The organism is Rhodococcus sp. 27YEA6, assembly GCF_044908235.1.
GTDB lineage: Bacteria > Actinomycetota > Actinomycetes > Mycobacteriales > Mycobacteriaceae > Rhodococcus_F > Rhodococcus_F qingshengii.
Genome location: NZ_JBIYCY010000002.1, coordinates 405,578 through 430,231 on the forward strand (window position 1 = coordinate 405,578; position 24,654 = coordinate 430,231).

Annotated in this window: 26 protein-coding genes, 1 other RNA gene and 1 pseudogene; 7 read left to right on the plus strand and 21 right to left on the minus strand. The window is 62.7% G+C overall.

The window, feature by feature from the left end; translation table 11 throughout:
* Positions 1 to 20: 20 nt before the first annotated feature.
* The 11 genes from ABH939_RS08290 to ABH939_RS08340 all read right to left on the minus strand — a co-directional run bounded on the left by ABH939_RS08290 (position 21) and on the right by ABH939_RS08340 (position 10,350).
* Positions 21 to 509, minus strand: a complete 489-nt coding sequence (locus ABH939_RS08290; RefSeq protein ID WP_003942318.1) for a MauE/DoxX family redox-associated membrane protein — start codon at positions 507 to 509, stop codon at positions 21 to 23.
* 25 nt (positions 510 to 534) lie between these two features.
* Positions 535 to 1,788 carry an MFS transporter gene (locus ABH939_RS08295; protein WP_003942326.1) on the minus strand — a complete coding sequence of 418 codons (1,254 nt, stop codon included), beginning with the start codon at positions 1,786 to 1,788 and terminating at the stop codon, positions 535 to 537.
* A gap of 42 nt (positions 1,789 to 1,830) precedes the next feature.
* Positions 1,831 to 3,468 (minus strand): phosphoglucomutase (alpha-D-glucose-1,6-bisphosphate-dependent), encoded by a 1,638-nt coding sequence (gene pgm, locus ABH939_RS08300; RefSeq protein ID WP_404649547.1) that lies wholly within the window; start codon positions 3,466 to 3,468, stop codon positions 1,831 to 1,833.
* Between the two features lie 97 nt (positions 3,469 to 3,565).
* Positions 3,566 to 3,910, minus strand: coding sequence for a fluoride efflux transporter CrcB (gene crcB, locus ABH939_RS08305; RefSeq protein ID WP_003942344.1), 345 nt, complete (start codon positions 3,908 to 3,910; stop codon positions 3,566 to 3,568).
* Positions 3,907 to 4,284 (minus strand): CrcB family protein, encoded by a 378-nt coding sequence (locus ABH939_RS08310; protein ID WP_058038587.1) that lies wholly within the window; start codon positions 4,282 to 4,284, stop codon positions 3,907 to 3,909. The genes crcB and ABH939_RS08310 overlap by 4 nt, the downstream gene beginning before the upstream one ends.
* Positions 4,285 to 4,307: 23 nt before the next feature.
* Positions 4,308 to 5,111, minus strand: coding sequence for a DUF1295 domain-containing protein (locus ABH939_RS08315; RefSeq protein WP_037130102.1), 804 nt, complete (start codon positions 5,109 to 5,111; stop codon positions 4,308 to 4,310).
* On the minus strand, positions 5,108 to 6,424 hold the full coding sequence (locus ABH939_RS08320; RefSeq protein WP_054781425.1) for a class I SAM-dependent methyltransferase: 1,317 nt from the start codon (positions 6,422 to 6,424) through the stop codon (positions 5,108 to 5,110). The genes ABH939_RS08315 and ABH939_RS08320 overlap by 4 nt, the downstream gene beginning before the upstream one ends.
* The gene (locus ABH939_RS08325; RefSeq protein WP_007731299.1) at positions 6,421 to 7,710 is read right to left on the minus strand and encodes a cyclopropane-fatty-acyl-phospholipid synthase family protein; all 1,290 of its coding nucleotides are present in this window, start codon (positions 7,708 to 7,710) and stop codon (positions 6,421 to 6,423) included. The genes ABH939_RS08320 and ABH939_RS08325 overlap by 4 nt, the downstream gene beginning before the upstream one ends.
* Positions 7,707 to 8,450, minus strand: a complete 744-nt coding sequence (locus tag ABH939_RS08330; protein ID WP_042450068.1) for a DUF1365 domain-containing protein — start codon at positions 8,448 to 8,450, stop codon at positions 7,707 to 7,709. Before ABH939_RS08330 ends, ABH939_RS08325 begins: the two co-directional genes overlap by 4 nt.
* Positions 8,441 to 9,721 (minus strand): NAD(P)/FAD-dependent oxidoreductase, encoded by a 1,281-nt coding sequence (locus ABH939_RS08335; protein WP_007731296.1) that lies wholly within the window; start codon positions 9,719 to 9,721, stop codon positions 8,441 to 8,443. Before ABH939_RS08335 ends, ABH939_RS08330 begins: the two co-directional genes overlap by 10 nt.
* Positions 9,718 to 10,350 carry a dienelactone hydrolase family protein gene (locus ABH939_RS08340; RefSeq protein ID WP_063316608.1) on the minus strand — a complete coding sequence of 211 codons (633 nt, stop codon included), beginning with the start codon at positions 10,348 to 10,350 and terminating at the stop codon, positions 9,718 to 9,720. The genes ABH939_RS08335 and ABH939_RS08340 overlap by 4 nt, the downstream gene beginning before the upstream one ends.
* Positions 10,351 to 10,403: 53 nt before the next feature.
* On the opposite strand from ABH939_RS08340, the gene ABH939_RS08345 reads away from it, so the two are divergent.
* The 4 genes and pseudogenes from ABH939_RS08345 to ABH939_RS08360 all read left to right on the plus strand — a co-directional run bounded on the left by ABH939_RS08345 (position 10,404) and on the right by ABH939_RS08360 (position 13,717).
* On the plus strand, positions 10,404 to 11,225 hold the full coding sequence (locus ABH939_RS08345) for a GNAT family N-acetyltransferase (RefSeq protein ID WP_080726644.1): 822 nt from the start codon (positions 10,404 to 10,406) through the stop codon (positions 11,223 to 11,225).
* Between the two features lie 109 nt (positions 11,226 to 11,334).
* Positions 11,335 to 11,640, plus strand: a pseudogene (locus tag ABH939_RS08350) (HNH endonuclease); the annotation flags it as partial.
* Between the two features lie 86 nt (positions 11,641 to 11,726).
* The gene (locus ABH939_RS08355) at positions 11,727 to 12,635 is read left to right on the plus strand and encodes an HNH endonuclease signature motif containing protein (protein WP_404649548.1); all 909 of its coding nucleotides are present in this window, start codon (positions 11,727 to 11,729) and stop codon (positions 12,633 to 12,635) included.
* Between the two features lie 101 nt (positions 12,636 to 12,736).
* Positions 12,737 to 13,717 carry an alkaline phosphatase family protein gene (locus ABH939_RS08360; protein ID WP_333830600.1) on the plus strand — a complete coding sequence of 327 codons (981 nt, stop codon included), beginning with the start codon at positions 12,737 to 12,739 and terminating at the stop codon, positions 13,715 to 13,717.
* Positions 13,718 to 13,821: 104 nt separating this feature from the next.
* Here ABH939_RS08360 and ssrA read toward each other — a convergent pair.
* From ssrA to ABH939_RS08375, 3 genes are all read right to left on the minus strand, one after another.
* Positions 13,822 to 14,192, minus strand: a transfer-messenger RNA (tmRNA) gene (gene ssrA / locus ABH939_RS08365).
* A 66-nt stretch (positions 14,193 to 14,258) separates the two neighbouring features.
* A complete protein-coding gene (locus ABH939_RS08370; RefSeq protein ID WP_333830598.1) occupies positions 14,259 to 15,833 on the minus strand; it encodes an SDR family oxidoreductase in 1,575 nt (524 codons plus the stop codon).
* Positions 15,834 to 15,853: 20 nt separating this feature from the next.
* Positions 15,854 to 16,801: an NAD(P)/FAD-dependent oxidoreductase gene (locus tag ABH939_RS08375; RefSeq protein WP_404649549.1), complete on the minus strand. Its 948-nt coding sequence runs from the start codon at positions 16,799 to 16,801 to the stop codon at positions 15,854 to 15,856.
* Between the two features lie 65 nt (positions 16,802 to 16,866).
* Here ABH939_RS08375 and ABH939_RS08380 point away from each other — a divergent pair, with 65 nt between their 5' ends.
* Complete coding sequence (locus ABH939_RS08380; protein ID WP_065455536.1) at positions 16,867 to 17,451, plus strand: helix-turn-helix domain-containing protein; 585 nt, start codon at positions 16,867 to 16,869, stop codon at positions 17,449 to 17,451.
* A 36-nt stretch (positions 17,452 to 17,487) separates the two neighbouring features.
* Here ABH939_RS08380 and ABH939_RS08385 read toward each other — a convergent pair whose 3' ends face one another.
* From ABH939_RS08385 to prfB, 7 genes are all read right to left on the minus strand, one after another.
* The gene (locus tag ABH939_RS08385; protein ID WP_075832889.1) at positions 17,488 to 18,345 is read right to left on the minus strand and encodes a DMT family transporter; all 858 of its coding nucleotides are present in this window, start codon (positions 18,343 to 18,345) and stop codon (positions 17,488 to 17,490) included.
* Positions 18,346 to 18,353: 8 nt separating this feature from the next.
* The gene (gene smpB, locus ABH939_RS08390; RefSeq protein ID WP_003942330.1) at positions 18,354 to 18,827 is read right to left on the minus strand and encodes an SsrA-binding protein SmpB; all 474 of its coding nucleotides are present in this window, start codon (positions 18,825 to 18,827) and stop codon (positions 18,354 to 18,356) included.
* A gap of 76 nt (positions 18,828 to 18,903) precedes the next feature.
* Entirely contained in the window at positions 18,904 to 19,809 is a 906-nt protein-coding gene (ftsX, locus tag ABH939_RS08395; protein ID WP_003942367.1) for a permease-like cell division protein FtsX, read from the minus strand.
* A gap of 81 nt (positions 19,810 to 19,890) precedes the next feature.
* Complete coding sequence (ftsE, locus tag ABH939_RS08400) at positions 19,891 to 20,571, minus strand: cell division ATP-binding protein FtsE (protein WP_020969258.1); 681 nt, start codon at positions 20,569 to 20,571, stop codon at positions 19,891 to 19,893.
* 71 nt (positions 20,572 to 20,642) lie between these two features.
* Positions 20,643 to 21,128: a hypothetical protein gene (locus tag ABH939_RS08405; RefSeq protein WP_007731286.1), complete on the minus strand. Its 486-nt coding sequence runs from the start codon at positions 21,126 to 21,128 to the stop codon at positions 20,643 to 20,645.
* Positions 21,125 to 22,009 carry a mechanosensitive ion channel family protein gene (locus tag ABH939_RS08410; protein WP_003942304.1) on the minus strand — a complete coding sequence of 295 codons (885 nt, stop codon included), beginning with the start codon at positions 22,007 to 22,009 and terminating at the stop codon, positions 21,125 to 21,127. The genes ABH939_RS08405 and ABH939_RS08410 overlap by 4 nt, the downstream gene beginning before the upstream one ends.
* A gap of 22 nt (positions 22,010 to 22,031) precedes the next feature.
* Entirely contained in the window at positions 22,032 to 23,138 is a 1,107-nt protein-coding gene (gene prfB / locus ABH939_RS08415) for a peptide chain release factor 2 (protein WP_003942364.1), read from the minus strand.
* A gap of 109 nt (positions 23,139 to 23,247) precedes the next feature.
* On the opposite strand from prfB, the gene ABH939_RS08420 reads away from it, so the two are divergent.
* Together ABH939_RS08420 and hisN are read left to right on the plus strand one after the other, a co-directional pair.
* A complete protein-coding gene (locus ABH939_RS08420) occupies positions 23,248 to 23,742 on the plus strand; it encodes a carbonic anhydrase (protein ID WP_007731285.1) in 495 nt (164 codons plus the stop codon).
* Positions 23,743 to 23,761: 19 nt separating this feature from the next.
* Positions 23,762 to 24,544: a histidinol-phosphatase gene (hisN, locus tag ABH939_RS08425; RefSeq protein ID WP_007731284.1), complete on the plus strand. Its 783-nt coding sequence runs from the start codon at positions 23,762 to 23,764 to the stop codon at positions 24,542 to 24,544.
* Positions 24,545 to 24,654 lie beyond the last annotated feature (110 nt).

Consider the following 24,654-nt stretch of genomic DNA (forward strand, 5'->3'; position numbering starts at 1 on the left):
CGAAACGATTTACCGATTGCTTACCTTGCCACTGAAGACTGAGTATCCACTGAGAACGCCGCGCGTGATCCGGGCCCCAACGCGAGTGGCGAACGCGGGAACACGAGCAGCCAGACGGCAAGTGCCAAGAAGCCCAGGTCGCGGAGAATCTCCTTCGAATAGTCCCAAGCGCCGACGTCGGCTGCACCTCCGCCGCCGAAACATCCGCAGTCGATGGACAATCCCCTGGCCCACACCGAAATGATCACCGCAATGAGAACCGTGAGGATGACCACCGAGACTGCAGCGGATGCTCGCACCGCCAACCCGACGAGGATCAGCAGGCCCAGGACTATTTCGACCAGGGGAAGAGCCGTCGCCACCGGACCCACCAGTGACTCGGGCAATAGTTGATAGGCGCGCACCGCGATCTTCGTCTGAACGGGATCAAAGAACTTGAGTCCCCCGGAAATCAGCCAGACGGCCGCCAAACCCAATCGGGCCACAAGACTCACGATGCGAATTGCCACCCGATCGAGAGTACAGAATGCCCGGTCAGTCCAGGTTTGTCCGCGCAGGAGTATCCGTTAGCACCGTCACATCAGTCAGATCTTCTACAACGGATTCGACAGGCTTCGTTCGCGACGGGACGAACAACCACCCCGTCGCCGACACGACTACTACGGCTCCCATCACCGCGAAGGCCGCCGAGTACGACACATGCTGGGCGATCAGTCCGGCACAAATCGGCGCCACTACCCCACCGATGTCGGACATCATCTGGAATACCGCCAGAACGGGTCCGCCTCGGGCCGTCGATCCGACAACATCGGCAACCGCGGCCTGCTGGGCCGGACTCATGAGGCCGGAGCCGACACCAGTCACTGCGGCAATGGCGAAGAACACCACGAGGTTGTCGGTGAATCCCATTGCGATGGTTCCCAGACCGCAGATGAGTAGGCCGCTCACGACAAAGGGCTTGCGTCCGAAGCGGTCCGAGAGTCGTCCGGAGACGATCAACACCAACGCATTGCCGACGGCGAAGATCGTCAGGGCGTAGGCCGCAATCGAGGGGTCTCGGCCGAGGAACTCGACGACGAACAGGGGAACCATGGCAACGCGAACTCCGAAGATCACGCCGCCGAAGGCGAGATTCGATCCGAGCGCTGCCCGGTACACCGGAGACTGGAGGCCTTCTGTGAGAGTCATCGACTTCACATCGACAGCCTTGTCCGGTGACGCCAAATGAGATCCACGCAGGCTCACGAAGACAACGAGCGCGGCGATCACCAACGCAATTGCGTAGATGATGAACGGCATCCGCAGACCGAACTGCAACAGCGCACCGCCGACCAGCGGGCCGCCGATCGATCCCATGAGAAAGCTCGTCGCGTACAGACCCGACACGCGGCCGCGACTGTCCGACGGTGACATGCGAATGATCAGCCCGAGAGCCGACACCGTGAACATGGTCGACCCGATGCCGCCCAACGACCGGAACAGCAGAAGTTGCCAGTACTCCCCCGCGAAAGCGCACGCACCGGTCGAGACCGCGACGATCAAAAGGCCGACGATGTAGACCGGACGCTCACCGAGTTTCTGTACCAAAGTGCCGCTCATCGGCGCGAACACCAACCGCATGAAAGCGAAAGACGAGATCACGATCGTGGCGGCGGTGACCGATACGTCGAAGCTGCGTGCGAACTGAGGTAGTGCCGGGGCGACCAACCCGAATCCGAGGGCGATGACGAAGCTGGCGGCGACCAGTACCCAAATTTCCTGTGGCAGCTTGGCTGCACGAGTTTTCATGTCGCCCGGAATTCTAGCCGGGCGACATGAGCGGTCCGCGGGCTAGTTCGCCTTCAAGACGCTGGACACCAAGTCCTTGGCCGCTGCCTGAACCTGAGCCAGATGATCGGCGCCCTTCATCGACTCGGCATAGATCTTGTACACGTCCTCCGTGCCGGACGGCCTCGCTGCAAACCACGCGTTCTCCGTCGTCACCTTGAGACCACCGATCGCCGCGCCGTTTCCGGGCGCCGCGGTCAGTGTCGCGGTGATCGGTTCACCCGCCAGCTCGGTCGCACTCACCTGGTCGGGAGACAGTTTTGCCAAGACTGCCTTCTGTGCGCGTGTCGCGGGCGCATCGATACGTGCGTACGCCGGGCTCCCGAACTTCTCGGCCAACGCGGCGTAGTGCGCTGACGGAGACTTTCCCGTCACCGCGGTGATTTCCGACGCGAGCAACGCAAGGATGATGCCGTCCTTGTCCGTCGTCCAGACGGAACCGTCGTGTCGGAGGAAGGACGCGCCGGCGCTTTCCTCGCCGCCGAATCCCACAGACCCGTCGAGCAATCCGGGAACGAACCACTTGAACCCGACCGGAACCTCGAGCAATTCGCGGCCCAGGCTGCTCACGACACGGTCGATCATCGAGGAACTCACGAGGGTCTTGCCGACCTTGGTATCTGCGCCCCAACCTGGCCGGTTCGCGAACAGGTACTCGATGGCAACGGCCAGATAGTGATTCGGGTTCATCAAACCGCCGTCGGGAGTGACGATGCCGTGGCGGTCGGAGTCCGCATCGTTTCCGGTCGCGATGTCGTAGCGATCCCGAATCCCGATCAGCGACGCCATCGCGTCGGGCGACGAGCAGTCCATGCGGATCTTGCCGTCCGTATCGAGCGTCATGAACCGCCAGGTCGGATCGACGAGAGGATTCACCACTTCGAGGTCGAGTCGGTGAGTTTCGGCAATCGCGCCCCAGTAGTCGACGCTTGCCCCGCCGAGGGGGTCTGCACCGATCGTGATTCCGGCATCGCGGATCGCGTCGAGGTCGAGGACACTGGGGAGGTCTTCGACGTAGTAGCGGAGGAAGTCGTAGCGTTCGACGCGGTCCAGCGCTTGTGCCGCCGTCACACGCCGTACCCCGGAAAGCCCCTTGCGCAGTAGCTCGTTCGCTCGATCGGCGATAACCGACGTCGCATCCGTGTCCGCGGGCCCGCCGTGCGGCGGGTTGTATTTGAAGCCACCGTCACGAGGCGGATTGTGTGACGGTGTCACGACGATGCCGTCGGCTTTGGCCTCCGGACCCGTCGAGTTGTATCGCAAGATCGCGTGACTGACAGCCGGGGTGGGAGTGTAGGCGTCGCGTGAATCGACGAGGACGACGACGTCGTTGGCGACCAGGACCTCCAAGGCCGACAGCCAGGCCGGCTCCGAGAGCGCATGTGTGTCCCGGCCGATGAACAGCGGGCCGTCGATTCCCTGCGAAGCGCGGTACTCGACGATCGCCTGGGTTGTCGCCAGGATATGAGCTTCGTTGAACGCCGAGTCGAGACTGGAACCGCGATGTCCTGAAGTGCCGAAAAGTACCTGCTGCATCGGGTTCTCAGGATCCGGAGTGCGCGTGTAATACGCGGTGACCAGATGAGGAACATTGATCAGATCCTCTGGCAGAGCCACTTGTCCTGCTCGTTCGTGCGCCACGAATCCCCCTCGGCCCGGTGGTCGACCACTGTGTCGACGCGACTGTGGACAATTGTCTACCCTGGCCGCGTGGCGTGCACGCTCGGCGCCGGATCCGTCAATCCGTGATCTGGATTCCCAACCACGCAGCGGACAGTCCCACGATCAGACTGAGGACGATGTAGATCAGAGAAAGCGCCGTCTGGCGCCTCTCGATCATCCCGACGTTCTCGGTCGCGAATGTCGAATAGGTGGACAAGCCGCCGCAGAAGCCGGTCGCCAGAAGTGCGGCCATCTCGGTGGAAAGAGCTGCCCCGGTGAACAATCCAAGGAGGAAGCAGCCGATCACGTTCGCGGCGAACGTCGCAGCCGGAAATCCCTTGTACGCGGGCACATACCGCGCCAACAGGTACCGGCCACTCGCACCAGCGCCGCCGCCGAGCGCCACCAGGAGAACTGTCATGCCGACGCTCCGTCCCGCGCGCGGATCCAGCGTTCACCGAGCCCTTTGCCCAGTGCTGCAGCGAGGATCGCGGGAAGCAACGTCCCGAGAACATAGAGAATCGATCGCCACGGACTCTCCGTCACGGCGTGAACCGCGAAGGACGAGAAGGTGGTGAAGCCGCCGCAGAAGCCCGTGCCGAGAAAGAGGTACCCAACCTTGTTGTGCACGAGCAGGGCCGCGAGAACACCGAGAACGAACGAGCCGACGACGTTGATGACCAGCGTCGTCCAGATGTGGGGAAAAAGCTCCCCCAGACCGTAGCGGCTGAGCGCGCCCAACCCTCCGCCGACGGCAACCGCGCATACCGCAGCCGGCAGTTTCAGATCACCCATGCTCTGGCCTCACCCGAAAGAGCCTACGTCCCGGAGCGGGCTTTCGGCGGGCGAGGAATGAAGTAACTTGTCCGCTGCTGATACTCGCGATAGCCCGGACGCTGTTCCATGTGTCGCTCGAGCAACCGCGCTCCGGTGGCGAAGACCAGGAAGTACGTCATGGCGATCGGTGAGAGGACGGTCAACACCCCCGGCCACACGGACGCCGAGACGAGGAAGATCCCCCACCAGACACACGCATCGCCGAAATAGTTGGGATGCCGCGTCCATGCCCACAAACCTTGATCCATGATGTGGCCACGGCTGCCCGGATCGGATTTGAACTCCTCCATCTGTCGGTCGCCGACCGTCTCGAACGTGACGCCGACAATCCACAGCGCGATTCCGAGTACGACAAGAAGTCCGAAGCTGCCGTTCGACACTGCTGCGACCTGGATCGGCAGGGAGACGAACCACAACGAAATCCCCTGCGTGAGATAGATCTTGCGGATCGCATACAGCGTTCGATTACCCGTCGCTCGTCCGAGCATTTCTTCGTACCGCGGGTCTTCACCTTTGCCACGCGATCGAATCGCCATGTGCGTCGCCAACCGCAGACCCCAGATCGCCACGAGCGCAAGCATCAGCAACCGGCGCCAGAGGTCGCCGGTTCCCACTATCGCGGACACGAGCGCGATCAGAACGAAGCCGGCGCCCCACGACACGTCGACAACGTTGTGGCGCCCGATCCGTACACCGATCGTGGCTGTCACCGCCATTCCGACGGCGATCGCCAGCAGACTCGTGAGTGTGACCACTCCGAACGCGCCCCAGTCGAATCCGTTCATCGCCGCGACACCCACTGCGGCCGTACCGGTTCCATACCCGATCGACCATCACCGTGCGGCCGGACCGACAGAATCTGATCGACGCCCATCCTGCCGTCCCGAAATGCCATTCCTCCGCCGACGAGGTAGAGACGCCACACCCGAGCGACTTCGACACCTACGAGTTCCACGACGCGATCCCAGTTCGATTCGAAGGTCTCGATCCACGCGTCGACGGTCCGCACGTAGTGCTCACGCAGGGCGTGGACGTCCCGCACTTCGAGTCCACCTTCCTCGATCATCGCAACAGTGCGACCGACGGGCCGCATGTACATGTCCGGCGCGATGAACGACTCGATGAACGGACCTCCCCCGGGGTGCGGGCCAGTGCGGGACATCTGCTGAATCAGCACACGGCCACCGGCAATAACATTGTCGTGGAGCGCTTTCACGTAGGTCGGATAGTTGTCCTCACCGACATGCTCACCCATCTCGATGGAAGCGACCGCATCGAAGGGACCGTCTGGAATCTCTCGATAATCTTGGAGGCGAATCTCGACCCAGTCTTCCAAACCGAGCGCGCGGACCTTCGCGTCGACAAAAGCCTTCTGCTCCGCCGAGATCGTGATTCCGACAACCCTGGCGCCGTACTCCCGCGCTGCATGCAGGCTGAGCGAGCCCCAACCACAGCCGACATCGAGAAACCGCAAGCCTCGCGCTCGATCGAGACCGACCTTGCGGCACACCAAGTCCAGCTTGTCTGTCTGTGAGTCTTCGAGCGTGTAGTCCGGTGCATCGGAAGTCCAATAGCCCGAGGAGTACGCCATGTTCTCATCGAGGATCAATTGGTAGAAATCGTTCGACAAATCGTAGTGGTGCCCGATCGCCTCGCGGTCGCGGGCGAGGCTGTGCAGGCGCCCCTTCACCTGAGCCTGCGACGCCGGCGGAGCCAAAGGTCTCCCGAAAGCACCGAAGGATCGCGCAGCCTTGACCGCGGCCAAGACGAGCGACGGTGTCGGGGTAATCGACCCGAGCCCCCGCTCGGCAGACACCTTCCACACGTGTGTGAGTGCATCGCCTAGATCGCCCTCGACGTCGAGTTCACCGAGAACATACGCCTGCGCAGCCCCCAACTCGCCGGGATTCCAGAGCAAGCGTCGCAAAACGTTCGGGCTGTAAAGCGTCACCTTCGGAGCATCTTCCGGACCTGCTGTGCTGCCGTCCCATGCAGTCAACCGCACCGGAAGTTCGCCGCCGACAAGTGGACTGAGGATGTCCGAGAGACGACCCGCAACGCCGGTACCTTGTGCCGTTCGATCCATTGTGGCAGTCATCGCTGGTTCCTCCGATCGAGAACAATTTGCTGGACGTCGAGATACCCCGACCGAAACCCCGCCTCGGAGTAGCAGAGATAGAAATGCCACATGCGCGCGAACACTGCGTCGAACCCGAGCGCGGACGCCTCGTCGGTGCGAGCGCTGAATCGCTCGTCCCACAGTCGCAACGTCTGCGCGTAGTGATCGCCCATCGACATCCGCTCACGCACCCGCAGGGTTGTCATGCGCTCGGTGACGTCCTCGATCGCCCGCACCGACGGGAGAAATCCGCCGGGGAAGATGTACTTGTGCACCCAGGTGTAGGTGTTGCGGGTCGCGAGCATTCGATCGTGCGGCATCGTGATGGCTTGGATCGCCGCGCGCCCACCCGGCGCCAGCAGGGCGTCGATCGTCTGGAAGTAGCTTCCCCAGTACTGGTGGCCGACGGCCTCGATCATCTCGACCGACACAACGGCGTCGTACTCCCCCTGTACCTGCCGATAGTCGAGAAGGTCGACCTGAACGCGATCTGCCAATCCCGCAGCGCTTATCCGCTTCGCTGCCAATTCCTGCTGTTCGACCGAAAGTGTCACCGAGCGCACCGTCGCTCCCCGTTGGGCAGCTCGGATCGCCAATTCTCCCCAGCCTGTGCCGATTTCGAGCACTCGCGAACCGGGTCCGACACCTGCGCCATCCAGCAGTCGATCGATCTTCCGATGCTGCGCCGCTGCGAACACGTCCCACGACGGGGTCGCCCCTACCGACAGATCCTCGAAGAGGGCACTGGAATACGTCATAGTGTCGTCGAGGAACAGTTCGAACATCTCGTTCGAGAGGTCGTAGTGCCGGGAGATGTTCGAGCGCGTGTTCTGCGTCGAATTCCGTTCACTGCGAGGCTGCTTCGGAATGTAGAGGCCTCGTAGCCGCTGCAGGAAGTCGGGAATGAGCGTCGCCACGCGGGAGGCGAAGACTTCCAGGACCGCAGTGAGGTCGGACGCTTCCCAATCGCCCGCCATGTACGACTCGCCGAATCCGATCAAACCACTGTCACCCACACGAGCAGCGAAGTCGTCTGGGCGGTGAATGACCATCAACGGCGAATCGGGGCTACCGCCACCGGAGAACTCACCGTTGGGCATCTGGACACGCAGCGGCAAACGTGCGACCGCCTTGTGGAACAGGGCGCGGGCAACCGGTGATGCAACCCGCACTTTGAGCCCGCTCGGCACGGTGGCGACGCCCGGCCACCGCTCGGTTTCGATCGTGTGAGCGGAAGGTTCGGTGCCGAGAGTGGTTGTGGTCATTGCACTGCCTCCTGCGGGTGATGTTGCGGTCGGGGAACGATGGGTAAGCGCCTGGCCCACAGCCGGATTCCTTGAAATCTGATCTGCGCGGCGACTCGGAGCGGAGCCAGCGGGATGGCGAGCGCACTGCGCACGATCTCGCGCGTCGTCGCCGGCACACAACGACCGGACACCGTGGCCACGAAGGGCGCCTTGCCGTCACGGGCCAGAACTATCGAGAGCGCGAGCGCGGTGTCGGGTAGCGGAAGTCGCATCCGGTACTCGCCGTCCAGATCGTTGAACGGAGATACGTAGAACTCTTTGGACGTGCGAACCGCGCCACGTTCGTCGGTTTCGAGCAGGTAGCAGTGCCGCTCGCCGTAGGTGTTGTGAACCTCGGCAACGACGCACCGCTGACTGCCGTCGTCGTTCAGACACCAGAACACACTCAGCGGGTTGAACACATGGCCGAACACACGCGCGTTCGCAAGCATGAGGATGCGACCGCCGGCGAACTCCAATCCGTTGGTTGCCAGAAAAGTCTCGACGTTGGCACGAATCGATCGAGTGGGGTCGCCGAGGTGATCCCCGGCGTCGAACTTCGCCAAGGGCCGCAAAGCCTTCGGAAGCTCGGGCAAATCGTCGACGTCGACGAGCCAACTGTAGCTTCGGTACTCGAACTCGTTGTGCAACGGCTCCGTTCGAACGTGCCGAATGCTCGTATGAACGATGGACGGCGTGATGGGTGCGGTCACGGCCACCGACCTCCGACGCGTTCGGCGGCGCGCAGGCCAGAGAGTGCACCGTCCTCGTGGAAGCCCCATCCGTGGTACGCACCGGCAAACGCGAGCACGTCCGAGTCCAACTCGGGAAGCCGCGCTTGAGCGGCGACGGAGGTGGGTGTGTACTGCGGATGCTCGTAGGTCATCTGATCGATCACCGAGTCCGGGGACACCATTTCGCCTCCCCCCAAGGTCACCAGGTATCGCCGGCCGGTCTCCGGGAGCCGCTGCAACCTCGTCATGTCGTAGCTGACCAGAACGTGATCCGGCTTCGCGTTGCATTCAGGGATGTAGTAGTTCCACGACGCGCGCGCATTGGTGTTGCCGGGCAGCACATTCTCGTCGGTGTGAAGTTGGGTGTGGTTGACGGAGTACGGCATTGCGCCGAGGACCTGGGATTCGGCAGGCGTCGGATCCGCCAAAATCTTCAGTGCTTGCTGCGGATGCGTTGCGACCACGGCTGCGTCGAAGGTCTGGATCTGGTCGTCGCCGTCACGAATGTCGACGCGATCGTCGAACCGGTGGACGGCGCGAACCGGCGTGTTGAGGCGGATATCCCCGATACTTTTGGCGACGAGACGAACGTATTCGCCCGATCCACCGGTGACTGTTCGCCAGGTCGGCGATCCAGTGACGCTCAGCATTCCGTGGTGATCGAGGAATGAGAACAGGTACCGCGCGGGATATTTCAGCGCCGAGCCGGGATCACACGACCAGACTGCCGACACGAGCGGAGTCATGAAGTGAGCGGTGAAGTAGTCGGAGAACCGGCCGCTGCGCAGAAACACCCCAAGTGTCTGGTCAGGTGCCGACGGATCCGTGTTGTCGAGCAATGCGCGGGCACGGCGGTGGAAGCGCTTGACCTCCATCAACATCGACAGAAAACTGCCGTTCACCAGCAGCCCCGGCGTCGGGAGAACGCCGCGCAACCCTTGGCCTCCCGAGTACTCGAGCCCGCACCCCCCACACCTGACCGACATGCTCATATCGGATTCCTGCGTAGGCACATCTAGTTCTGCGAACAATCGCAACAATGTCGGATAGGTGCGATCGTTGTGGACGATGAACCCCGTGTCGATGGCGAGGCTTCGCCCTTCCGGGTCGGTGACCGAATGGGTGTCCGCGTGCCCGCCGAGCCGTGAATCCGCTTCGTAGAGGGTGACGTCACTGTCCTTACTGAGCACCCACGCCGCTGTCAGACCTGCGACACCACTACCGACGACGGCCACCTTGCGCTTGTCGGAACTCATCGTCGTTCTCCCATCTTTGTTGCGGCTACCCCGCGACTCATTCCTGCGATTGCATCCGCGACGAGGCGATGCCAAGTCGCCGCCCGACGGAGCATGAAGTGGCCTGCGCCGTCGATGCCGATCCATTCAGCGCTCTTACCCGACGCCTGCAGTTCGTCGACCTTTCGCCGCGACACCTCCGGATCGGTCCAGGAGTCAGCCGTGCCGTGAAGGACTGACAGTGGTGTGTCCGAACGCAGATTCACCGACGTTCCATCGGGCCACCACGGCGCCAGCGCGACCACACCGACCACCGCCGGATCGCCACAGAGTTCGGCGGCGACCCGTCCGCCCATCGAGTGCCCCAGCAGGATCACCTGAGCTTGTGAATTACGTTTCGTTATCGCGTCGAGTGCGGCGCGGGCGTCGGCGACCGGACTGCGCTCGGCACCGTTCCAACCTCGAACTCGATAGCGAGCCTGCACCGCTTTCACACCGGAGAGGCGAAGCTGAGCGGTGAACGGGCACATCCGAAGGTTGGACAGATGCCAGGCGCGAGCCGGGCGATGGCTCGATACCTTTCCTCCAGGCAGCACTAGCACCACCAGGTGCTGGTCACCGTCCTGCTGTTGCCGTCGGTTGGGCGTCATACACGGCATTCGGAGCCGAAAACCATTTGGATGGGGTTCGTAGAATTTCTTTTGTGAATCGTGAAGCACTCGTCGGCGATGTCCTCGACGCCATGGACGCCAACTTGGTATCCCATGCCTGCCACCTGCATGAACACTTGCCGACGGGATCGGTCACGGTCTCTGCAGATGTTGTCGTCGCAGACAGCGGCCTCACCGACGACACTTTCAACATCATCGCTGGTGCGCGCTTCGCTGTACCTGCTGCTGAAGGCCCGGAAGAAGACCGACGACTACTCGACGTACTCGCGTGGCTTCGAGCAACCGGTCGTCCGTTCTCCTGGTGGACAGGTCCGCGCGACAAGCCCTCTGACCTCGGCGCTCGCTTGTCAGCCGTCGGCTGCGTGCGCTCCGAGGAAGAAAGAGCGATGACGGCAGACTTGAACGTCGTCCCACGCCCAACGCCTGTCTCAGAACTGTGCGTTCAGCGAGTGACGACTCGTTCGCAGCTCGCCGACTACGCCGCCGTGATGGCCGCCAATTGGTCGCCGCCCTCAACCGCAGTAATACGTTTCTTCGAAGACACCGCCGATGACATCCTCGATGAGCGCTCGCGGAGTTCGTTTGTCGTGGGATACGCGAACTCCCAGCCTGTCGCCGGAGCCGAGGTCCATTTTGCCGCCGACGTCGCCGGACTGTATGGGGTCGTCACACTCGAAACGGCGCGCCGACGCGGATTCGGCTCGGCGGTCACCCTTGCCGCACTCGACATCGCCCGCGAGCGAGGTGCCCGAACCGCTGTACTTCAGGCGTCCAGCGACGGCGCACAGCTCTATCGAAACGTCGGCTTCGAGGATGTCGGTACCTACGCCGAGTACTCGATCGGCAGCGGTTAGACGTCCCCGCGGGGACGCTTTCCGTCCTCATCCACGGATGTGTGTCGGTACTGGCATCTATTATCGAACGTACATTCGAAACATTGTCGGACACGCGCCGGGGGCAACGATGAACGCAGAACTGACCGATACCGCAGAACTGACCGATACCGCGGCACCGATCAATGAAGAAACGCCGGATTCCACCCGAAGCGACGTAGAGCAACTCGGCTCCGAAATCTGCGCTCTCGCCGGCCAGATCGCCGCGGCCACGGCTCGATTCCTCACCCTCCTGTCGAAGTTCGACGAAGACCGCGGCTGGTCCGGCCCTGGACTGCATTCATGCGCCCACTGGCTGTCGTGGAAATGTGGAATGAGCCTGCACACCGGCAGGGAATATGTTCGCGTCGCCAAAGCGCTCCGACCTTTGCCCGAGATGCGGAAGGCCTTCGAGCAAGGCCGGCTGTCCTACTCGAAGGTTCGCGCACTCACCCGGGTCACCACGCCGTCAAACGAAAGCAGATGGTTCGGTTCGGATGCGAGGCGCCCGCAGCCCAGATCGATCGTCTCGCCGCAGGTCTGCGTAAAGCAACCGACAATGAATCCGGCAAAAGCAAAGCGCCCGAACATCTTCAGGTCCGCTGGCATTGGGACTCGGATACGGGCGAGTTTGTCATCAAAGGACGCCTGCCCGCGCAGGACGGCGCCCGAATCCTCGCAGCATTGGCGGCGGCGGAACGTGAACGCACCCGAACCGCTGCCATCCGCCCTGTCGACGAGAAGGCTACAAAGAACCCGGCCGGAAATATCGGACCAGGACTCGTCGCGATGGCAGAGCTCGCCACCGCCGCAGTCACAGACCGCACGTCCAAGGCCGCCGCGAACGAAGTTGTGTTCTTCCACGAAGCGAACACCGTCCGTGTACCGAGTGGACCCGCGCTCCCCCAAAGTGCCGCCGAGGAAGTGCTCTGCAACGCGAAACTTCGCCTGGGAACGACAAAGGAGGGATGCGTTTTGAATCTGGGCCGAGGGACCCGCGTCGTCAGCGCCAAACAAATGCTGGCATTGAATTACCGCGACGGATGTTGCCGCACACCGGGTTGCGGGCGGACTCGCTTCTTACACGCACATCACGTGAAATTCTGGGGACGCGGCGGAAATACGGACTTGGACAATCTGATCATGCTGTGCGGCACCTGCCACCGCGCGCTGCATGACGGCCAGTTCACGATCACTGCTCTCGGCGAGCAGAAGTTCGAGTTCCTTTACGCCAATGGTGACGTCATCGACCCAGCACCACCGACCGAGGGATTCGCTGATGGCCTACTGCGCGGAGACATACCCGACGACGCGATCATCCCAAGATGGGACGGCGAGCCCCTTCACCTCGATCACGCGGTCAGCGTCATCCTCGACGGTTGGGCCGCCTGAGGAAACATTGGTCTAGTCCAATCTGAATCTGCCGTGAACAACAGGACAACCCTCACATCCAGGTAGTGCAATTGGTCTAGTCCTATCGCAAGATGCTTAGCGTGACCAAGAAAATCGCACGCACCTCAGCCGCTATCACACTCCTCCTCGCCGGCGCTGTTGCTGCCGGAACTGCAACTGCTGCAGCGATTCCCGGATCGTCCGACCTCAATCCGTCGGCCGCCGAGAAGACAGTTGTCATCGGCCTCGACGGCACTATGCTCAGCCACATCAAGACCGCCGACGCTCCCCGTCTCCAGAAGCTGATCGCCGAAGGAACCAGCGGAGAATCTTCCATCCTCGGCCACACCACCATCTCCGGACCGTCGTGGTCGACCATCCTGACCGGAGTCTGGGATACCAAGCACGGAGTCAAGGACAACACGTACGCGGGCGCCCGCTTCGACCTCTACCCGAGCGTCTTCACCCGGTTGGAAACAGCAAAGCCCTCCCTCCTCACCGAATCGATCTCCACCTGGGGCGGCATCGACAACATCGCCTCCAGTGGGACACCGAAAGCCGACGTTGTCGTCACCACGGCCGATGCAGGTTCCGGAGCGGCCACCGACGCTTCGACGGCAGACGCCGTCGCCCGCGACATCACAGACAAGGGACCTGACCTGATCTTCACCCAACTCGATCAGGTGGACGGCGCGGGACATAGCGGCGGCACCAACGGCGCTGCGTACGAAGAGTCCATCGCCTCGGTCGATGCTCAGGTGGGCAAGATTGTCGATGCCGTCGATCAGCGCGCAGCAAAGACCGGCGAGAAGTGGACTGTACTGGTCACTGCGGATCACGGGCACAAGCCCGCCGGTGGGCACGGCGGTCAGACACCCGCGGAAGCAACGACATTCGTCATAGCACGCGGCGCGGGATACGCGGCCGGTAAGAACACAGACTCGTACACGATCGCCGACATCACCCCGACAATCCTCAAGAGCCTGGGCGTTGCATTGCCTGCCGATCTGGACGGCAAGCCGCTGGCCAAGGAAGCTCCCGGCTTCGTCGGCTCGGTCGACCTGGGATTCTTCGGCTCCTGATCGCAAGAAGGCCCGGGCCACACAGCAGAGTGCGGCAGCAAGACAGCAGCAAAAAGGCAGCAAAAAGGTCGGGCCGGAGAGCGTGTGCTCTCCGGCCCGACCTGTTGTGGAGCTGCCGGGAATTGAACCCGGGTCCTACGTTGAATCGCTAGGGCTTCTCCGTGTGCAGTTCGCTAAGTCTCTACTTGGATCTCCCAGTCTCGCGAACAAGCCAGGATGACGATCCCAGTCACTGTTTGATGTCCCATTCGACTCCGTGACCGAGCCGAACAGTAAAGCCCTCTAGCTGATGCCAGGAACCGGGTCGAGGGCAACCCCGGGCTGACAGACACGCTTCGCTACTTAGGCAGCGAGAGCGTAGTCGCGCTGATTGGAATCGGCGCTTATAGGTTTGCAGCGACGCTTACGGTGGTCTCTTGCCTGCACCGACACGCTTCCCCTAACTCAACACACGCAGTCGAAACCGTTCAGCCCCGTGTGTGCCCCGCGTCTTTCGTGGGGCTATTCACTATAACGCGCCGAAGTTCGGAAGTCATACCAATTAATCGGCGGCACTTTCCGTGTCCTTCGCCCCAGCCGTTTCCTGCACTGCACCCACTTCCTGCACTGCACCCGTTTCCTGCACTGCAGCCATCTCACGCTCGGCGGCACCGGTGATGTTGGTGATCATCCCCTGGAAAACAACTCCGTGGAAAGGAAGGATCGAATACCAGTACGCCCGACCCGCGAGCCCGCGAGGGAAGAAGACCGCGCGTTGATCGAGGTGGGAACCCACCGGCCGTCCGTCGGCACCGACTGGGCCTTCTGATACTCGCAACTCCAACCATGCTCCGCCCGGGACCTTCATCTCGGCGCGCAATCGGAGCAACTTGCCTCGATCGATTTCTTCGACCCTCCAAAAGTCCAGGGCTTCGCCCGTGTTGAGCCGGCGTGGATCCCGCCTGCCCCGGCGCAGTCCGACACCACCGACCGCGCGGTCCATCCACCCCCGAATGGCCCACGCCAAAGGGAATGAATACCAACCGTTCTCGCCGCCGATCGACTCGACCACCGACCAGAGGGTTTTCGGATCCGCCGCGCAGTCACGTTCGCGATGATCGACGTAGACCGCTTCGCCGGCCCAATCCGGGTCGGATGGAAGAGGATCGGATGGAGCGCCCGCAATCGTTGCACCGGACCACGCCGTCTCCACCTCACCGGTGTCGATCTTTCGAAGTGCCAGTCGCACCGCTTCTCGATACGGCGTGAGGCCCTCGGCGGGAGGCGGGATGAAGCCGTCGATGTCGTGATTGTGCATCACCGCGTCGTTCTGCAGGGATTCGATCAGGGGCATCGCCAAACCTCGTGGGATCGGCGTGACCAATCCCACCCAGTGACCTGCCAGACGCGGGGTGAGGACGGGCAGGACGAGGATGCGTCGGCGTACCAATCCAGCGACGTCGGCGTAGGTGTTCATCATTTCGCCGTACTGCATGACATCCGGCCCACCGATGTCGAAGGCGCGGTTGACCTCCGGCGTCGTCGCCGCGGCTGCAATCAAATAGTGGAGTACGTCACGCACCGCGATCGGCTGAATGTTGTTGTGCACCCACTTGGGTGTGGTCATCACCGGAAGCCGATTGGTCAAGTGGCGCACCATTTCGAAGGACGCCGAACCCGATCCGATCACCACTCCAGCTTGGAACACAACCGTCGGAACCTCGGAGTCGAGCAGGATCCGACCGACTTCGAGCCGGGACTGCAAGTGAGTCGACAACTCTCGGTCGGACGGATGAAGCCCGCCCAGGTAGACGATCCGTCGCACCCCCGCATCGCGGGCAGCGGCGGCGACGTTCTCCGCGCTTCGCTTGTCGATATCCGAGAACGACCCTCCCCCACCCATGGCGTGAACGAGGTAGTAGACCACGTCGATATCGTCGAAAACACCTGAGAGGGTGCCACTGTCGGTCAGATCCCCGCGCTTGATCTCCACGGAATCGTGCCAGGGAACATCGCGTAGTTTCTCCGGGCTGCGCACCACCACTCGAACTCGATGACCCTCTTCGACCAGGCGAGGGGCAAGACGTCCGCCGATGTATCCGGTCGCACCCGTGATCAACACTCTCACTGCGTCCATCACCCCACGCTACGCACAATTCAACTGCGAAGCGCGAGTGCAACCTCGAGGTCGTCGTTGGTCAACATCATGTTGATCCCCGCTCCGGCCTTCGCCCCGGCGGCTGCGGCCATGATGACCTGGGCACCCGGGTCCACGACATTGCCCGCAGCGAACACGCCGGGCACGCTTGTGGCCCCCATCATGTCGACTGTGACAAAATCGCCCATCATCGTCTCGGCGCGCTGCGCACCGAATGCGCGCAAGATCGCATCGTTGGGGTCCATCGTGAGGGCGCCACCGACAAAGACCGCCGAACGCGCGACCACACTGCCGTCGGCCAACCGCACGCCCACCAACCGATCATCCTCGACGACGGGACCGGCAACCTCACCCTCGACGATCGAAATACCGCGAGCCGCAAGCTTTTCCCGATCTTCGGAACTCAGTTCGGTGATGCGATGAAGGAAGAGAACCACGTCATCGGACCACTGGCGAACCATGAGCGCCTGGTGCATCGCAAATTCCGCGCTCTTGGCGATCACGCCGAGCGGCTGATCACGCACGCCGTACCCGTGGCAGTACGGGCAGTGCAACACATCGCGTCCCCAACGCTCGCCGAAGACTTCGAGTTCTACCGGTAGGCGGTCCGTCAGACCCGTCGAAACAAGCACCTTGCGCACCTGAATCTTGCTGCCGCCAGCCAGTTCTACCGAGAATTTCTCGCCGTCCGGTGTCACGGAGACAACGGTGCCGTCATGGAACTCGCCGCCGAATTTGCGGACCTCACCTCGGCCGATGGTCAACAATTCTGCCGGGTTCATGCCGTCACGGGAGAGGAATCCGTTCATGTGGTCGGCGGACGCGTTCCGTGGCGATCCGTTGTCGAAGACGATCACGGACCTGCGTGCCTGACCGAGAATGAGTGCGGCGTTGAGGCCTGCCGCACCGGCTCCGATTACTGCTACGTCGAATGAGTTCTGCGTCATGAATCCAGAATGACAAGAGAACGCAGTCTTGACAAACACTGTTGCCACTTTGGCAAAATGAGTGCATGACCGAACCATCGTTCGAAGCCGTACTAGCCGGCATCGGCCCTCGCCTACGTGCGTTGCGCCAACAGTCCGGGATGACCCTGGCCGATTTGTCGGAGGCCACCGACATCAGCGTCAGCACACTGTCGAGACTCGAATCCGGTACTCGCCGAGCCAACTTGGAGTTGCTGCTGCCGATTGCCAAGGCACACGGCGTCCCGTTGGACGACCTGGTGAACAGCAAGATCAAGGACCCCCGCGTTCGAGAAGAACCTCGAACGGTCGGATGTATGACGGTCATTCCGCTGACCAGTCAACCCGGCAATCTGCAGGCCTACAAGATGATCATCTCGCCCACCGACGACGATCGCGAACCGGGATCCCACGAGGGCTACGAGTGGGTCTACGTTCTGTCCGGGCGCATCCGACTCCAACTCGGCGATCGGGATTTCATCATGGGCGCAGGCGAGGCCGCCGAGTTCGACACGCACATCCCGCACCGCATCAGTGCTGCCGACGGCCGGCCGGCCGAGGCGATCAGCCTCTTCGGAAAACAAGGCGAGCGGGTTCACCTACGCGCAGCGCCGGCCGACAGACGCGGCTGAAACGCTAGGACTGAAAACGCTGGAACTCGAAAAAATCTAGGCGCCCGCGACGGCAATCATGCCGACTGCCGCCAGCGCCAACAGCATTCCCGCTTGTTGCACGCGGCTTACCCGCTCGCCCAGCATCACCATGGCGAGCAGAACCGTCGCAGCCGGATACAGCGAACCGATCACGCTGACCAGTGAGAGCATTCCGCCTTGGAAGGCGTAGATCATCGTCCCGTTCGCGACGACGTCGAGGACGCTGACGTACACCGCGAGCTTGAGTGGCTCGCCTCGTGGGAGAACGAAGTGACCGGCCGCCAGCGCGACCAACCACACCACGACGGTCGCGGCGCCTCGAGATACGGCCAACGCCCACAGCCCGCTGCCCTCGCCGATCTGGTGAAGTGCGATGAACGAGAGCGCAAATGCGCCACCGCTTCCGACGGTCAGAAGAGCCACTTGTCTGGTGAAGCGGAGGGTGATTCCGCCGGCAACCTCACCCGCGGTGTCGTCAGGCGACTCGCGGCTGACCAGGACGACGGCGACCAGCGCGACGGCAATACCCAGGTACGCGATCAACCCCGGCCGCTCACCGAAAGCGAAGCCGACGAGCACCGGAATGCCCGCCACCAGAACAGCTGTCAGCGGCGAGACCACCGACATGGGGCCGGTTGCCAGCGCGAGATAGAACCACCAGACCGCCAGACCACTCGTGACGCCCGCGATCGCGCCCCAGATCAAACCGTTCAGCGTCAGCGTCCCGGATACGAAAGGTGCTGCGATCAGAACGATGACGAGCGAGAGCGGATACGAGACGATCACCACACGCAGTGCGGCAACTCGTCGTGACGCAACTCCCCCGACGAAGTCGCTGACTCCGTAGGCAACTGCCGCCACGAGGGCAAGCAGGATGGAGGTCAGCGCATGCCCTTGATACGACGACCGAGCTCGCGGGTCACCTCGCGCTCGGCGGTCCGCTTGGCCATGTCCTGGCGCTTGTCGTAGTCCTGCTTACCCTTTGCCAGTGCGAGTTCGACCTTGACCTTGCCGTCGTTGAAGTACATCGACAGCGGGACCAGCGTCTGGTTTCCCTCGCGGGTCTTGCCGACGAGGTGCTCGATCTCACGCTTGTGCAGCAGGAGCTTTCGGGTACGACGTGGCGAATGGTTGTTCCACGTGCCTTGCGTGTACTCCGGAATGTGCAACGAGCGCAACCACACTTCGCCGTTGTCCACGGTGGCGAACGCATCAACGAGCGACGCCTTGCCTTCACGCAGACTCTTGACCTCGGTCCCGACGAGCGCGATACCGGCCTCGTAGGTGTCGATGATCGTGTAGTTGTGGCGTGCTTTGCGATTGGTCGCAATGACCTTGCGGCCCTTTTCCTTCACTGTCCGGGCCTCTCAGTCCGCTGTCTTGCTGTCGAATGGTTCTTGCTGTTCCAGCATAGAAGCTCGTGCAAACCGATTATTCGCGGACGTACAGACGCAGCGTCACGTACGCCGTCACCGCGGCCATTCCGACACCGGCAAGTACGAGGATCGGCGAGACGAACAGCACGTCACTGTTGGATATCCGCGCCACGATGTTTGCTTCGTAGACGTCGGACAGGACCCCGTCGATGAAGACGTTCTTCGCCGTGAACAGTCCGGCAATGGCGAGCACCGCACCGATCAAGGCCGCCACGACGGCTTCGAGGAGAAACGGAAGCTGGGTGTACCAACGCGTCGCGCCGACCAACCGCATGATGTTGACCTCGGTACGACGCGTGAACGCGGCGATCTGGACCATGTTGGCGATGAGCAGGATGGCCGCTATCGCCTGGACGATCGCGATCGCGAACGCTGCGTTGCGCACTCCACCGAGCACGCTGAACAGTCGGTCCACCAACTCGCGCTGATTGAGCACACTCTCGACGCCGGGCCTCGAACCGAAGGTGTCGTTGATGACGCCGAACCGCTCCGGGTCACTGAGCTTGACCTTGAACGACGCCGGGAAGCTGTCGGGGCTCACCAGCGCTGCCAGTTCGGGCTGGTCCTTGAACACGCGCTCGGTGGCGTCCTTCACGGCGTCTTCGCGGTTGAGGTACTGAACCGCGACGACGGACGGAGTCTGCTCGAGTTCCTTGCGCAACGAACTGCAGATCTCCTGCTCGCAACCGGGATCGGCCGAAGAGATGTCGTCGGTCAGGAAGATCTGCACCTCGACTCGTTCGAGGAAGATCTGCTGGGTCTTGCCTGCCATCTGCACGACCAGCAGACCACCGCCGAAGAGTCCGAGGGAGATCGCCGTCGTCAAGATCATGGCGATGGTCATCGTGATGTTGCGGCGTAGGCCGGTCAGGACTTCGCTGAAAATAAAGCTGGCGCGCATCGGGGAATCCGATTCCTTTTCGAGAGGCCGGTTGTTTCACGACAACCGGTGGGCGTACGGGACGTGTGGTCGTAGTCGGCGCTACCTGCCGACGCCGTACACACCCCGCGCTTCGTCTCTGGTCACCTTGCCGAGATCGAGTTCGATGACGCGTCGACGCATGGAGTCGACGATGTGGTGATCGTGGGTCGCCATCACGACGGTGGTGCCGGTGCGGTTGATCCGCTCGAGCAGCAGCATGATGTCCTGGCTCGTTTCGGGGTCCAGGTTGCCGGTGGGCTCGTCGGCGAGCAGCACGAGAGGGCGGTTCACGAATGCGCGGGCGATGGCGACGCGCTGCTGCTCACCGCCGGAAAGTTCGGTGGGCAGTCGATCGGCTTTGCCGGCCAGACCGACCATGTCGAGAACCTCGGGCACAGTGCGCGCGATGACGTTGCGGGGCTTGCCGATGACTTCCAACGCAAAGGCCACGTTCTCGGAGACCGTCTTCTGCTGAAGCAAGCGGAAGTCCTGGAACACACAGCCCATGCTCTGGCGAAGCTTCGGCACGCGGCGGGCCGCCAACTTGTTGACGTGGAAATCCGCGACCTCGATGTCGCCGGACGTGGGCGACTCCATCTTGAGCAGCAACCGCATGAACGTCGACTTGCCGGAGCCGGAGGGGCCGATGAGGAAGACGAACTCCCCCTTCTCCACCTCCACACTGACCTTGTCGAGCGCCGGCCTGGTGGAGGCCTTGTAGGACTTCGACACATTCTTCATGCTGATCACAACTAGCCAGTCTAGCCGTTATCTAACGGTGACCTTGGCGCCACGCGCGAGCACCCTCGTCCTTATCCGGTACCGGTGGTCGCGGGTGACTGCGGCACAGACGTCGGTGCCTGCATCGCCGCGCCAGGTTGGGGAACGGTCGTCGTCGCCGGAGTGGTCGGCACCGTGGTCGCGGACTGTTCGGCGTTGCCCGGCGCAGGCGCGGGACCCGAAGTCGGAGTCGGAGAACCTGAGCTGCCCGTGCTCGATTCCGGAGACTGGGTCTCGGACGTAGTCGTCGGCTCGGTCGAGGACGGCACGGGGGTCGTCGTCGACGGTTTGACCGAGGGCGCGACGTAAGGCTCGGTCTGCGACGTGTCCACGCTGGGCGGTGGTGTCACTGCGGTCGGGTCCTCAGGATTGAGATACGTATGCAACAGATACGTCAATATCCACGCCACGATGAGAATGAAGGTAGAGGTTCGCATCCGGCCGCCGAAAATCCGGGACGGGAGCCAGTCCAGGTGAAACAGTCGGTCGAGTCCGCGGCGCGGTTCCTGATCGGTCATTCGCTCGCCTCCTCGGTCCGTACGGTGTGCAGATCCGGTGACACCGTGATCCCCTGACGTCGCAGTGCTGCGGCGACGCGGACGCGAAGAGCGCGTCCGACCTGGAACTGTTTGCCAGGGAGTGTGCGCGCGACCATCCGCACGTTGACCTGATCGACCTCCAGGCTTTCGACGCCCATGACCGTGGGCTCGTCGAGCAGCAGTTTCTTGAGTCCGCGGTCGGCCATCGCGTCGACTCCGACCTGGCGAAGCACCTCGTTGACCCGGGTGAGATCGGCGGTCGCCGGAACCGGAACGTCGATGACGGCGCGTGCCCAATCCTTGGACAGGTTGGTCGCTTTCACGATCTGGCCGTTGGGAACGGTGATGACCTCGCCGTCGGAGTTCCGCATCCGCGTCACGCGCAGGGTCACGTCCTCGATGACACCTTCGGCGTCGTCGGAGGAGCCGGTGATCGCAAGCCGGACGGTGTCACCGAAGCCGTACTGGCGTTCGGTGATGATGAAGAAACCGGCAAGAATGTCCTGCACGACGCGCTGTGCACCGAAACCGAGCGCCGCACCGAGAACGGTCGCCGGCGCGACGAGACTGCCGATCGGCAGGTTCAGTTGGTCGAGAACCTTCAGCGTCGCGATCACGTAGATGAACGTGATGACCACCCAGGTGATGACCTGCGCGACCGAGTGACGATGCTTGGTGGCCTCGGAACGAACCAGCGCATCGCCCAACTGATAGTTGGAGTCGATCTGGTCGGTGACCTTGTTGCCTCCCCAACTGACCAACCGGGCGAGAATCATCGCCCCGAGCACGGTCATGAGGACGGACAAACCGGTGGTTTGAAGCCAATCGAGCAGGTTCTGCCCAGGTCGAAGTAAAGTCATCGTGCCTTTCGGTATCCGAACGCTATGCGGACTGGTTCTCGCTCATGCGCCAGCGGATGCCGGCCTCGAGGAACCCGTCGATGTCGCCGTCGAGCACTGCCGACGGGTTGTTGACCTCGTACTCGGTACGCAGGTCCTTGACCATCTGGTACGGATGCAGAACGTAGGAGCGCATCTGGTTGCCCCACGAGCTGCCGCTGTCGCCCTTGAGCGCATCCATCTCGGCGCGCTCTTCCTGACGCTTGACCGCGAGCAGCTTTGCCTGCAGGACGCGCATCGCCGACACCTTGTTCTGGAGCTGCGACTTCTCGTTCTGACAGGTGACGACGATTCCCGTCGGGATGTGCGTGAGTCGAACGGCGGAGTCCGTCGTGTTGACCGACTGGCCGCCGGGACCGGACGAGCGGTAGACGTCGACGCGGATGTCGTTCTCGTTGATCTCGATGTGGTCGGTCGTCTCGACGACCGGCAGTACCTCGACCTCGGCGAACGACGTCTGACGACGCCCCTGGTTGTCGAAGGGGCTGATGCGAACGAGCCGGTGGGTGCCCATCTCGACGGACAACGTGCCGTACGTGTACGGGCCTTTGATCGCGAACGTCGCGCTCTTGAGTCCGGCTTCTTCGGCGTACGACGTGTCGTAGACCTCGACGCCGTAGTCGTGCTTCTCCGCCCAGCGGATGTACATACGCATGAGCATCTCGGCCCAGTCTGCAGCGTCGATACCGCCGGCACCGGAGCGGATGTTGATGAGCGCGTCGCGCTCGTCGTACTCGCCCGAGAGCATGGTCTTGACTTCCATCGCCGCGATGTCGTCTCGCAGGCTCGCGCGCTCGGCGTCGGCGTCGGCCACCGCGTCGGGGCCTTCGTCTTCTGCCAGTTCGTAGAGGATCGGCATCTCGTCGAGTCGCTCGCGTAGTGCCACGATCCGGCGCAGCTCGGCCTGCGCGTGGGAGAGCTGGCTCGTGACCTGCTGGGCGTGTTCCTGGTCGTTCCACAGACCCGGGTCGGCTGCCTGGTGCTCGAGCTCGTCGATGCGTCGGCGCAGCTCCTCGACGTCCACAACCGATTCGCAGGTGCGAAGGGTGGTGTCGAGGGCGTTCAGGTCTGCAATTACGTCGGGATGCACGGTTCTCAAGGCTACCGGGTGCCGACCTCGGCCCTGCCGCCCGTCACGTATTGGGATCACCGGGACTGGAAGCCTTGCCAACCTCGCTCCGAGGGAACCTACTGGAACGATGACTGTCACCGACGAATACCTGCAGAACAACGCCGCCTACGCCGAGCAGTTCACCGGACCGCTCCCCCTCCCACCCAGCAAACACGTCGCCGTACTCGCCTGCATGGACGCCCGCATCGACGTCTATCGGGTGCTGGGAATCAAGGAAGGTGAATCGCACGTCATCCGCAATGCGGGTGGAGTCGTCACCGACGACGAGATCCGATCCCTGGCCATCAGCCAGCGTCTGCTGGGAACTACCGAGATCATCCTCATCCACCACACCGACTGCGGAATGCTGACGTTCACCGACGACGACTTCAAGCGATCCATCCAGGACGAGATCGGCATCAAACCAAATTGGGCTGCCGAATCGTTTCCCGACATCGACGAGGACGTCCGTCAGTCGTTGAAGCGCATCGAGAACAGTCCGTTCGTCACCGCGACGACCTCCCTACGCGGATTCGTCTTCGACGTCGCAACCGGAAAGCTGAACGAGGTCCTCCCCGATTGAGCCGGTAGGTTGTGTACCCGTGACCGATCGCGCATCCGACCTCGCACTCGCCCTCCGTATCGCCGACGAGGCTGACGCGATCACTCGCGCCCGCTTCGGCGCCCTCGACCTTCGAGTGGACGACAAGCCGGACCTCACCCCCGTCTCCGACGCCGATCTGGCTGTCGAGCGAGCAGTGCGCGCGACGCTCGGTGAGCATCGTCCTGCGGATTCCGTACTCGGCGAAGAATTCGGCGGCGACGCAGTCTTCGAGGGCAGACAGTGGGTGGTCGACCCCATCGACGGGACCAAGAACTTCGTCCGCAACGTACCGGTGTGGGCCACGCTGATCAGCTTGCTCGAGGACGGCGTCCCGGTCATCGGCGTCGTGAGCGCACCTGCACTGAATCGGCGATGGTGGGCTGCAACAGGTTTGGGTGCACATACGTCCTTCGGGGACAGTGATGCGCGGGCGATCCAGGTATCCGCCGTCGATCGCAGCGAGTCAGCGAGCCTGAGCTTCTCGAGCCTCTCGGGGTGGAAGGACCGCGGAATTCGCGATCAGTTCGTCGAACTCACCGACCACGTCTGGCGCGTGCGCGGTTACGGGGACTTCTTCTCCTACTGCCTCGTGGCCGAAGGCGCCGTCGACATTGCTGCCGAACCCGAGGTTTCCCTGTGGGATCTGGCAGCGCTCGACGTATTGGTCCGTGAGGCCGGCGGCGCGTTCACCGATCTGGACGGCGGCGCAGGTCCGCACGGCGGCAGCGCGGTCGCCACCAACGGACTGCTGCACGAAGACGTTCTGGCCCGCCTGCGGTAACACCCGAGTACCAGAACATCCCACCCGCCGCAAGGGTCCGAGGGAGGAGTTCCGACAGGCCCGTCGGCAGGATTCGGCACGACATCTCGGCCCGTTGACTGGAAGTAGTT

What these genes read in the sequence shown, in the direction of transcription:
- ABH939_RS08355 (WP_404649548.1), top strand. Translation starts at nt 11,727, where the DNA reads ATGGTTCGGTTCGGATGCGAGGCGCCCGCAGCCCAGATCGATCGTCTC.
- ABH939_RS08325 (WP_007731299.1), bottom strand. Translation starts at nt 7,710, where the DNA reads ATGACCACAACCACTCTCGGCACCGAACCTTCCGCTCACACGATCGAA.
- ABH939_RS08310 (WP_058038587.1), bottom strand. Translation starts at nt 4,284, where the DNA reads ATGGGTGATCTGAAACTGCCGGCTGCGGTATGCGCGGTTGCCGTCGGC.
- ABH939_RS08405 (WP_007731286.1), bottom strand. Translation starts at nt 21,128, where the DNA reads ATGACCGATCAGGAACCGCGCCGCGGACTCGACCGACTGTTTCACCTG.
- ABH939_RS08375 (WP_404649549.1), bottom strand. Translation starts at nt 16,801, where the DNA reads ATGACGCAGAACTCATTCGACGTAGCAGTAATCGGAGCCGGTGCGGCA.
- ABH939_RS08410 (WP_003942304.1), bottom strand. Translation starts at nt 22,009, where the DNA reads ATGACTTTACTTCGACCTGGGCAGAACCTGCTCGATTGGCTTCAAACC.
- ABH939_RS08335 (WP_007731296.1), bottom strand. Translation starts at nt 9,721, where the DNA reads ATGAGTTCCGACAAGCGCAAGGTGGCCGTCGTCGGTAGTGGTGTCGCA.
- ABH939_RS08320 (WP_054781425.1), bottom strand. Translation starts at nt 6,424, where the DNA reads ATGACTGCCACAATGGATCGAACGGCACAAGGTACCGGCGTTGCGGGT.
- ABH939_RS08370 (WP_333830598.1), bottom strand. Translation starts at nt 15,833, where the DNA reads ATGGACGCAGTGAGAGTGTTGATCACGGGTGCGACCGGATACATCGGC.
- crcB (WP_003942344.1), bottom strand. Translation starts at nt 3,910, where the DNA reads ATGACAGTTCTCCTGGTGGCGCTCGGCGGCGGCGCTGGTGCGAGTGGC.
- ABH939_RS08420 (WP_007731285.1), top strand. Translation starts at nt 23,248, where the DNA reads ATGACTGTCACCGACGAATACCTGCAGAACAACGCCGCCTACGCCGAG.
- ABH939_RS08315 (WP_037130102.1), bottom strand. Translation starts at nt 5,111, where the DNA reads ATGAACGGATTCGACTGGGGCGCGTTCGGAGTGGTCACACTCACGAGT.
- ABH939_RS08340 (WP_063316608.1), bottom strand. Translation starts at nt 10,350, where the DNA reads ATGACGCCCAACCGACGGCAACAGCAGGACGGTGACCAGCACCTGGTG.
- ftsE (WP_020969258.1), bottom strand. Translation starts at nt 20,571, where the DNA reads ATGAAGAATGTGTCGAAGTCCTACAAGGCCTCCACCAGGCCGGCGCTC.
- ftsX (WP_003942367.1), bottom strand. Translation starts at nt 19,809, where the DNA reads ATGCGCGCCAGCTTTATTTTCAGCGAAGTCCTGACCGGCCTACGCCGC.
- ABH939_RS08380 (WP_065455536.1), top strand. Translation starts at nt 16,867, where the DNA reads ATGACCGAACCATCGTTCGAAGCCGTACTAGCCGGCATCGGCCCTCGC.
- ABH939_RS08295 (WP_003942326.1), bottom strand. Translation starts at nt 1,788, where the DNA reads ATGAAAACTCGTGCAGCCAAGCTGCCACAGGAAATTTGGGTACTGGTC.